An 8,523-nucleotide genomic window follows, 5' to 3' on the forward strand; every position below is an offset into this window, starting at 1 on the left:
CGTCAGCTCCCCGGCACCGTGACGCGTGGGCCGGTATAGGCGCCGTCCTTCCAGTCGAGCAGGCTGGCGATCCCGTCGACCTCGATGCTGACCAGATATTCCCCGGGGGAAACTCCGGCGAGCGGCGCGGCCAGCGCGGCCGTGGCGGCGGCGCGGGGAAGGCAGGGGATCTTGTAGGAGGTTGATTTCGCGCCGCGCGCGAAGAGAAGCGCGGTCGCGCTCGCCTGGGCGGGCACCGGCAGCGCCATCGTGAAGTCGAGCTGCTTGCCGTCCGCGCCGATGGCTGGCGGGCCGGCGAAACCCGGCACGATGCTGGTCGCGAAGGCAGGGGATTCCGCCTCTATGTCCTTGCCGTCCGGGCCGTGTTTCACCAGCTTGACCGTGAGGTTCCCGAAGGCGAGCGGTGCGGGCTGGGCGCTGGTCAGCGGCAGGAGCAGCGCGGCATGGCCCTGCGCATCGAAGCCGCTGGTCACATCCTTCGCCGCGATGCCGTTCAGCAGCACCGAAAGGCCGGGCTGGGCGGGATTGGGGGTGCGCACCGCCAGCGTGCAACCGCCCGAAATCGGCAGATCCGGGTCGTTCGCGTCGACGATGTCGACGATCACGATCGAACGCGACGGCAGCGCGCGCAGGCCGATACGGCGCACGGGCAATACCGGCTCGACCGGCAATAGATACTCGATCGCGATCGGCATCGCCGTATAGAGCTGGGTGAGTTGATAGGGGACGTTGACGAATTCGGACCATAGCCGCGCCATCGCATCCGGCGCCATGTTGAGCGGCGTCACCACGATCTCGTCGCGCGGCAATTCCTGGCTGCCGGTCCCGCCGCCGAGCCAGGGCGTGCTCGCCACCGCCGCGCGCAGCATGTCGCGCGGGATATAGGGTTCGGCGTTGAGCCCGCCCGCGACCAGCCCGAGCAGCCGCTGCGGATCGAGCCGCGCATCGTCGCCGAAGAAGGTGATCATATAATCGAGGTCGAGCTTGAGCACCGGCGAGTTCTTCGCTCCGCCGAGCGGCCCGCGCGTCGGCAAGTCGTTGTTCGAGACGAAGCCGTTGCGGGTGGTGCGGAACAGATAGAGGTTCACGAACGGGTCGCCGGTCCGCAGCGCCTCCGAGCCCGGATTGAGCGTGGTCACCCGTGCGCCCGGCACCGCATCGCCGATGAACATGTGCAGCCGGTCGGCGATCGCCACGGTGCAGGCGGCGATCGAGAAGCTGGAGTTCATGCGTCCGGCCCCCCACGCGGCTTGGCCTTGAGCGGCGGCGGTTGCGGGCGCGCGGGCGCGGTGCGCGGGCGCGGCAGGTCGATCGCGATACGGCCGATGTCGATGCGGATGTCGCCCGAAGGCGGCGCGGCGGGTGGAGGCCGGCGCTCGGGCTGGGGTGGGGGCATGACTTCCGCCGCCACCGATCGCGTCGCGGGCGCGCGCGCCGGCATCGCCGGCAAATCGCTGGGCGCTGTGCGATCCGGCATGCGGCGCGCTTCGGGGGAGGGGCGCCGAACCCCCGTCTCGCCCGGTCCGGGCGTGGAGGGCCATCTCCCGGGGGAAGGCTGGGCATCGCGCGATCCGCCGGCCCCGCGGTCCCGTGCCTGTCGGTCGCGGATCGGGCTCGCGGCGGCCGCAAGCGGCGGGGGGCCGGGCTCCGGTGCCGCGCGCATCGCCGGCTCAGGGGCGGGGCCGGGAAGCGCCCGGGGTTCTTCGGGTGAAGCGAGGCCGGCCGGCGCGGCAGCGGAGGATTCAGCCGCCCGGGAAGGCGCCGCACTGCCGCTATCCTGCTCCGCGAATCGCTGCGCCGCCGGTGCAGATGCCACGGGCGGCGCGCCCGCCGATACGCCATTGGCGGAGCGCGCGGCGCGGCGTGGCCCGGCCGCCTTTGGCGTTTCGCTTGCACGGGGATGCGCCGGCGGCATCTCCGGCGCCGCGCGCTGCGACAGGGTGGCCCGCTGCCCGGCGGCAGAGGCTGTCGGCGAGGCTGGGGCAGGTACGGGCGCGGCTGGCGGTGTTTCCTCGGCCGGCGATATGGTGTGCGGGGAAGGGGTGGGGGGCGCAGCGGTTGCGGCAGGCGCCCCGCGCGGCGCGGGCATCGGAGCGCGCGCGATGGCCGCCGCCGCGGGTTCGGAAATCGTCCGCGCTCCGGCATCGAGCGGGGCGGGGTCAGGCAACGATACCCGGCCGACCCGAGCGGCGGGTCCCATGCCCTCCGCCTTCCGTGTCGCGACGGACGGCTTGGCCGCCGGACTCGCCATGCCTCGCCGCGAGCTTGCGGGCGCTCGACGCGCCGTGTCGGAGGACGATGAGGTAGGGGGCTCGCTCGAAGGTGGAGGGGCGCCGGTCCCTCCTGCCGGCGAGACCGATGTCTCGGCCGCGCCGCCCGCTTCGAAGCCATTGCCGGGCGTGTGCGGGATCGCGGCAGCCGTGAGACTCGCTTCGCTTCCGCGCGCATGCGGCCGGGCCGCTGCATTTGCGATCGATACCGCGTCCGACGGCGCCGCGACCTGTGCAATGTCGGCCGCGCCCATCGCGGGGGGCGTCGCGGCGTTGGCGCGCTTGCGCTGCACGACTGGCGCGAGCGCGGGGCCGGAGCGGGCCCCGGCTGCCGGAGCCATGGCCGGCACATCGGGAGCATTGGCCCGGGCCCCGGCCAATGGTGCGGGAAGCGCCCGCGCGGCGTGCGCGCCGGCATCGGCCGGAGAAGAGCCGGCCGCCCGCCCGGCCAGGGGCACCATCTGCTCCGAAGCGACGGGTGACGGAGCCGTTGCACGTGTCGTCGGCGCCCCGGCCCGAATGGCGGTCACTCCCTCGCGCATCGCCGTATCGAGTCCGGCAGTGCTCGTACGGGGTCGATTGGCGGGAGGCGCGGGCGCGGCCGGAAGCGTTGCGCCGGCAGCATCGCTCCCGCCGAGGCGGGGCGCCGACGGGGCCGCCTCCGTCGCAATGTCGCGGGCGCGGGCGACCGGCGCGGCCGGCCCGAGAGGCACCTCGCCGCCATCGGCCTGCGCCGCCGCCGGCTCGCTTGTCCGCAGGATCCGCTGCTCGCCCAGCCAGGCTTCCTCGCCTGGCCAGGCCTCCTGATGGTCCGCGGCCGGCCCGAAGCGATAGCCGATGCGGCGGCCGAGCACGACCGGGCTCTCCTGGGCGCGGGCCGCCAGCCGGGCGAGCATGTCGCTCATTGCTGCAACCGCGCGAGATAGGCGCGCCGTCGTTCCGGGCCGAGGGCGAGGATCGCCGCTTCGCTCCAGTGATAGGCCTGGGCGAGCAGGTGGATCTCGTCGAGCAGCGCATCCGCCGCGCCTTCGATCTCGCCCGCCAGCACCCCGGCGATGTCGACAGGCGCGTCCCACTCGCCGTCGCATTCGGGGCAATGGAGCGCGACGAACGGGTCGCCCGCGGGATCGATCGCGGCCATCGCCGCGCCGATCGCATCGACCTCGGCTTCCTCGAGCCAGGGCGGCACTTCGGCGCCTTCCACCGGCACCAGGCATCGCCGGGCGAGTTCGGCACGCGCCTCCTCGATGTCCGGGATCCAGCCGATCGCGGCGAGGTCCGCGCTGTCGGCCGGGCGTACCGCGAAGCGATCGCCGTCGATCACGATCTCGTGCGCCGCATCCGTCGCCGATCCCGCGATCGCGAGCAGCGCCGCCGACGTCATCGCCACGTCGAGCCGCGCCTCGCAGCCCGGGCATTTCGCCGAAAGCTCGATTTGATCGCCGAACATCGCCTGGCGCAACGCCACGATCGCTGCGTCGCGAGCGCCGATCGGCAGCGCGGCGCAGGCACCGAAGCTCTGATCCGGCATGCCGAGCGCCGCGAGGTAGATGCCTTTCTCGGCCGCCGAACGGCTGCGGCATGCCGATGCGGCATCCAGCAACTCGGCGGCGCTCAGCGGACGCGGCGCCATGGCCGTCAGTAGCTGGGCGGCGGCGGAACCTTGACGCTGGCGTCGCGCTCCCAGCCCTCGTTCTGCAGCACGAGCGTCTGGATCGCCACGGCGTTCGAACTCGAATCGAGCTCCGGCATCGCGGTGTATTCGGAGGGCCAGCAATTGTAGATGTTGTACGCGTACACCAATTGCCCCGCGGCATTGTAGAATTCGAGCGTGATGTTGCGGCGGAAATTGGCGAGCGAGCTCTCCATTCCCTGGCCGGCGCGATAGTTCCACACCTGGCTGACCCAGGTTTCGAACTCGAGGTCCTGCGTCATCCCGCGCTCGAGCGTGATCGGCTCGAACTTGGTCTGGCCCGGCAGGATGCGATTGGTGCTCGGATCGCCGCCTTCGCGGAAGGGCGTCGCCTCGGTGCTGCGCTTCAGCGCGCTGCACTTGCTCAGGCCGGCGACATATTTGCCCTGCCATTTGATGCGGAACTTGAAGTTGAGATACGGGTCGGGAGACTGGCTGGTCGACGAGACGCTGGGCATGGGTCGCTATCCTAGCTCGAAGACTGTCCGGCCATCTGCTGCAAGCTGATGACGACGAATTCCGCGGGTTTGACCGGGGCGAACAGGATCAGGATGTTGACGATGCCGTTGTCCATGTCCTCCGGAGTGGTGGTCGATTCGTCGCAGACCACCTGATAGGCCTGGGACGGCGTCGCGCCGACGAACGCGCCCTGCAGGTAGAGCGGATGCAGGAAGGCGTTCACGCTCAGCCGGATCTGCGCCCACAGCGCCGCGTCATTGGGTTCGAACACGACCCATTGCAGGCCCTGGATCAGGCTCTGCTCGAGATAGAGCGTCAGCCGGCGGACCGAGATGTATTTCCAGTCGTCGTCGGCGACGTTCGCCGAGGCGAGGGTGCGCGCGCCCCAGGAGATGTTGTCATAGGTGGGGAAGGTGCGCAGCGCGTTGATGCCGAGCGGGTTGAGCTGCCCGTTCTCCTGATCGTTCATCACATAGGAGAGCTGCTGCACCCCGGCCAGCGGCGCGGTGATTCCCGCAGGCGCCTTCCACACGCCGCGATTGACGTCGGTGAGCGCATAGACGCCCGCCAGCGTGCCGCTGCCGCCCAGCGTGAGCAGCTGGGTGGAGAAGGGCGTCGGGATCTGGATCTGCGGCCAATAGGTGGCGGCGCTGATGATGCCGGTGCCGAAGGTGCCCGGCGTGCTCGTCGCCCAGGCGACGGCGCTCGTCGTGCTCGTCACCGTCAGCGGCATGTCGAGGATCGCGAAGGCCTTGCGCTGGATCGCATAGTTGAGCGTCGCGGTAGCCGAAGTGAGATAGTTCGACGTGTTCATCGATGCCATGTCGGGAACCAGGATCAGGTTCACGATCTGCATCGAGTCGAGCGAATAGATGCCCGAGCGGTTGGTCGAGTTGCCGGCAATGTCGAATCCGGTGGGCGGCAGGCCGTCGGGATATTTGGGCGCCGGCGTCGTCGTGGGCGGCACCAGCTGCTGCGCCTGATAGTTGAGCGACTGGGTCGTGAACAGCGAAGTGGGGTTCGCCACCACGCTCACCAGATAGCCGGCAAAGCCCGGATCGGGCACCCAGACCTGGATGAGCTGGGCCTGGGTGCCGCTCGACGAGAGGAAGGGCGAGAGGCAGCTGCGCACCTGGGTGCTCGCCAGGCTCGGATAGCCGAGGGTGCCGGCCGCGCTCGACAGCGCGCCCTGGATCGCCGCGATCATGTCTCCCACCGTCGAGACCGAGCTGGTCATGGAGACCGTGGTGCTCACCGAAGGGGGCGGCTTGGTCGGGTCCGGCCCGGGCGGCTGCACCGTCACGGTGATGCCGGTGACTGTCACGGGGTTCTTGGGCGCGGTGAAGTTCAGGATCGTGCCGCTGGCGAAGGGCACCAGCACCGACGGCGTCGTGGTTAGGTTGGGCACCGCCAGCAGCGCGCTGTTCTGGTTGCCCGATTGCATGACCTCGACGATCGAATTGGTCTGGCTGATGTCCAGCGTCACCGCCGGCACGCTCTGCGTCTGGACGATGCTGTAGCTGCTGCTCGACGAATTGCTGTTGCTGGTGATCGAGTAGAGCGTCGCCGCCATGTTGAACGTATTCGGCTTGTTGGTCATGTAATCGACCGTCACGAACACGTTCTCGCCCCAGGTGCCGGGGTTCTGCGAGTCTATTTCTACCAGATTGGTGCCAGTTGTCGGCGTGAGGCCTTTGCCGCTTCCGCCTCCTCCGCTAGAACTGGTGGGCGGTAGCGCACCGGTGAGCTCGGTCTTCGGTTGCACCGGCGGATTGGAACTCGCGCAGACACGACTGATCCAGGCTTCGGTTCCGCCATTTAGAAAAAACTGCGATACCTGAAAACTCGTAGTGCTCGTTTGATCCAGTCCACCGAATACGCGCTGGAAATCACCGAAATTCAGACATTGAACCGGCGTGTTCATGGGCCCACGAGTCAAATAGCCAACGAATGCCGTCACAGAGGTCGCAACACCAGAAATGGTGTGCGTGCCACTCGGTAATTCTTGAACATATACGCCGGGATATGTCAGCTGAAGTGCCATTTGACTCTCCATCCCCGGCGCAGACTCGGCGGGGATTCCCCATGCCAAAATTCAGATCTTAGCTACTGTCAACGTTGTGCTTGACGATGTGCGGGTACGTCAATAGCATAATTTCATATCGACTCCATCTGTTTGGTCTCGTTTCTTGACAGAAACGGGGATTACGTTCGGCTAACCATTTTCTTTAGGGTGGGAGGGCGTTGCTCATGGCGGCCGAGAACAATGCGTTATTGCAGCACGCACTCGATCTCACCTTCTACGGCCTGCCCTCGTCCGCTTCGGTCCGGCTCGATTTCCCCATAGAGACGGGCGCGATCATCCCGATGCCGCGTGCGACGCCGTCGGTGCGGCTCGGCGCAAGCTATGGCGGGGGCGAGATGGCGATCCGCGGGCTTTCGATCCAGCCGCGCCGGATCGAGTTCGACATCGAGAACGCGCCCGCCACCCTGCCGCTGCTCGTCCACATCCTGTGCGGCGGCCGGTTCATCCATGGCTGGGTGCAGGTGCCGGGCGACGTGCAGGTGTCGATAGCGACTTCGGTGCAGCGCATCCGCTTCGTCGGGGCGGGCTATTGGGCGGTGCCGCTGACCCAGGTGGAGGCGGAGAGCAAGCCGGTGCCGAAGCCTGCTCCGGCACCGGCGGCAGCGCCGGCACCGGCCCCCACGCCGTCGCCGTCCTCGAGCAAGCCAAGCCCGAGCCCCGCTCCGAAGCCCGCGCCCGCGCCCGCGCCGGCACCCGAGCCTCGGTCCTCGATGCCCACGCCAACGCCGGCGGCCTGAGCGCGAAGATGCCTGCGACCTACCTGTAGACTCCGCGTGGGGGCGATCCGCGGAATCAGTCTCGAAACCATCGCCACTTGTGAATCTGAGAAAGGAAACGCGTCATGGCCATGAGCACGATCACGATCAACTTCCAGAACGCCACGCTGACGACGACGACGTCGCAGATCCTGATCACCAACGGCACCTTCGCGCTCGACACCACGAGCTCGCTGTCGATGGCGGGTACGATCAGCTTCACCTCGCTCTACATCACGTCGGGCGCGATCAACTTCAACGTCGAGTCGGGCACTTCGTTCACCGCCGCCGTGGTGACGCCGGTCCATCAGACGGGTAGCAACTCGCCGACGCTCGAGGTCACCAACTTCGCGGGCACCGTGACGGTGACCTGGCCGACCCCGAACGGCCTGCAGACCCAGACGGTGATGTCGGGCGATCCGATCACGCTGAACAACTTCGCGAGCTGAGCCGCGAAGCACCTCGAACAAGGGAGGCCCCCGGTGGATGCGCAAGTGACGATCAACTTCGCCGGGGGCGTCGCCTCGACCAACCTGGTCCAGGTCATACTGGGCCAGGCGGTCCTCGCGCTGGAGAGCGTCCGCGGCGCCCTGGCCGATGTCATGGGCTTCACCAACATGACGGTCCATCCCGCGCAGGTCACCTTCGCCACTCCGAGCGGGGGCGCGTTCGTCGGGACCCTGGCGCTCACGCTGTCCTGGAACGGGGAGGACCCGACGGTGACGCTCGACAATCTCGTGCCGTCGGCACATGGCGGCCCGGCGACGATCACCTGGCCCACGGCGAACGGGCCGGAGACCCAGATCCTCACCACGGGCAATGCGCTGACGCTCAGCGGCATCGTCGCCGACTAGGCCTGGATGCCGCAGCTGGTCAGCCTGGGTGCGGTGCTGTCGTGCAGCTTCGGCAGCGCGCCGATGCCGATGATCGTGCCGCCAGAGGTGCCCGTGTTCGCCGACATGTTGCCGCTGGCGACGATCTTCGACTTCGTGCCGCTGGAGAACATCCCCAGCTTCGGGCTGTGCTCCAGCTTGGCCAATCCCGAGGTGGCGACCGCGACTGCGCTGGCGGAAGGTGTGCTGACGCCGATGCCGTGTATCCCGGTGACGACCTCGCCCTGGTTCCCCGGCGCGCCGGAGGTGCTGCTCGAAGGGATGCCGGCCCTGTGCACCGGCTCGATGTGCCTGTGCGACTGGCTGGGCGAGATCGAGATCGACGAGCCCGGGCAGGAAAGCGCGATCACCAATTCCTGAGCGCGCC

9 protein-coding genes are annotated in these 8,523 nt (G+C 68.6%); 4 read left to right on the plus strand and 5 right to left on the minus strand.

The window, feature by feature from the left end:
- Positions 1 to 2 precede the first annotated feature (2 nt).
- The 5 genes from CAP40_RS14625 to CAP40_RS14640 form a co-directional block, all read right to left on the minus strand.
- Entirely contained in the window at positions 3 to 1,229 is a 1,227-nt protein-coding gene (locus CAP40_RS14625; protein WP_179188198.1) for a Pvc16 family protein, read from the minus strand.
- The gene (locus CAP40_RS20485; RefSeq protein WP_179188200.1) at positions 1,226 to 1,477 is read right to left on the minus strand and encodes a hypothetical protein; all 252 of its coding nucleotides are present in this window, start codon (positions 1,475 to 1,477) and stop codon (positions 1,226 to 1,228) included. Before CAP40_RS20485 ends, CAP40_RS14625 begins: the two co-directional genes overlap by 4 nt.
- Positions 1,478 to 3,171: 1,694 nt before the next feature.
- Positions 3,172 to 3,903 carry a hypothetical protein gene (locus tag CAP40_RS14630; RefSeq protein WP_086130277.1) on the minus strand — a complete coding sequence of 244 codons (732 nt, stop codon included), beginning with the start codon at positions 3,901 to 3,903 and terminating at the stop codon, positions 3,172 to 3,174.
- Between the two features lie 5 nt (positions 3,904 to 3,908).
- A complete protein-coding gene (locus tag CAP40_RS14635; RefSeq protein ID WP_086130278.1) occupies positions 3,909 to 4,421 on the minus strand; it encodes a phage tail protein in 513 nt (170 codons plus the stop codon).
- 11 nt (positions 4,422 to 4,432) lie between these two features.
- Positions 4,433 to 6,043: a phage tail sheath C-terminal domain-containing protein gene (locus CAP40_RS14640; RefSeq protein ID WP_179188202.1), complete on the minus strand. Its 1,611-nt coding sequence runs from the start codon at positions 6,041 to 6,043 to the stop codon at positions 4,433 to 4,435.
- 629 nt (positions 6,044 to 6,672) lie between these two features.
- Here CAP40_RS14640 and CAP40_RS20490 point away from each other — a divergent pair.
- The 4 genes from CAP40_RS20490 (at position 6,673) to CAP40_RS14665 (ending at position 8,516) form a co-directional block, all read left to right on the plus strand.
- Positions 6,673 to 7,245, plus strand: a complete 573-nt coding sequence (locus CAP40_RS20490) for a hypothetical protein (protein ID WP_179188204.1) — start codon at positions 6,673 to 6,675, stop codon at positions 7,243 to 7,245.
- 104 nt (positions 7,246 to 7,349) lie between these two features.
- On the plus strand, positions 7,350 to 7,712 hold the full coding sequence (locus tag CAP40_RS14655; RefSeq protein ID WP_086130281.1) for a hypothetical protein: 363 nt from the start codon (positions 7,350 to 7,352) through the stop codon (positions 7,710 to 7,712).
- 33 nt (positions 7,713 to 7,745) lie between these two features.
- Complete coding sequence (locus CAP40_RS14660; RefSeq protein ID WP_179188206.1) at positions 7,746 to 8,117, plus strand: hypothetical protein; 372 nt, start codon at positions 7,746 to 7,748, stop codon at positions 8,115 to 8,117.
- A gap of 6 nt (positions 8,118 to 8,123) precedes the next feature.
- Positions 8,124 to 8,516, plus strand: coding sequence for a DUF4280 domain-containing protein (locus CAP40_RS14665; RefSeq protein WP_086130283.1), 393 nt, complete (start codon positions 8,124 to 8,126; stop codon positions 8,514 to 8,516).
- Positions 8,517 to 8,523 lie beyond the last annotated feature (7 nt).

This window comes from Sphingomonas sp. IBVSS2 (assembly GCF_002127225.1).
Taxonomy (GTDB): domain Bacteria; phylum Pseudomonadota; class Alphaproteobacteria; order Sphingomonadales; family Sphingomonadaceae; genus Sphingomonas.

Excerpts from the sequence above, each read along its gene's own strand:
- CAP40_RS20485 (WP_179188200.1), bottom strand. The coding sequence starts at position 1,477 with ATGCCGGATCGCACAGCGCCCAGCGATTTGCCGGCGATGCCGGCGCGC.
- CAP40_RS14665 (WP_086130283.1), top strand. The coding sequence starts at position 8,124 with ATGCCGCAGCTGGTCAGCCTGGGTGCGGTGCTGTCGTGCAGCTTCGGC.
- CAP40_RS14625 (WP_179188198.1), bottom strand. The coding sequence starts at position 1,229 with ATGAACTCCAGCTTCTCGATCGCCGCCTGCACCGTGGCGATCGCCGAC.
- CAP40_RS14655 (WP_086130281.1), top strand. The coding sequence starts at position 7,350 with ATGGCCATGAGCACGATCACGATCAACTTCCAGAACGCCACGCTGACG.
- CAP40_RS20490 (WP_179188204.1), top strand. The coding sequence starts at position 6,673 with ATGGCGGCCGAGAACAATGCGTTATTGCAGCACGCACTCGATCTCACC.
- CAP40_RS14630 (WP_086130277.1), bottom strand. The coding sequence starts at position 3,903 with ATGGCGCCGCGTCCGCTGAGCGCCGCCGAGTTGCTGGATGCCGCATCG.
- CAP40_RS14635 (WP_086130278.1), bottom strand. The coding sequence starts at position 4,421 with ATGCCCAGCGTCTCGTCGACCAGCCAGTCTCCCGACCCGTATCTCAAC.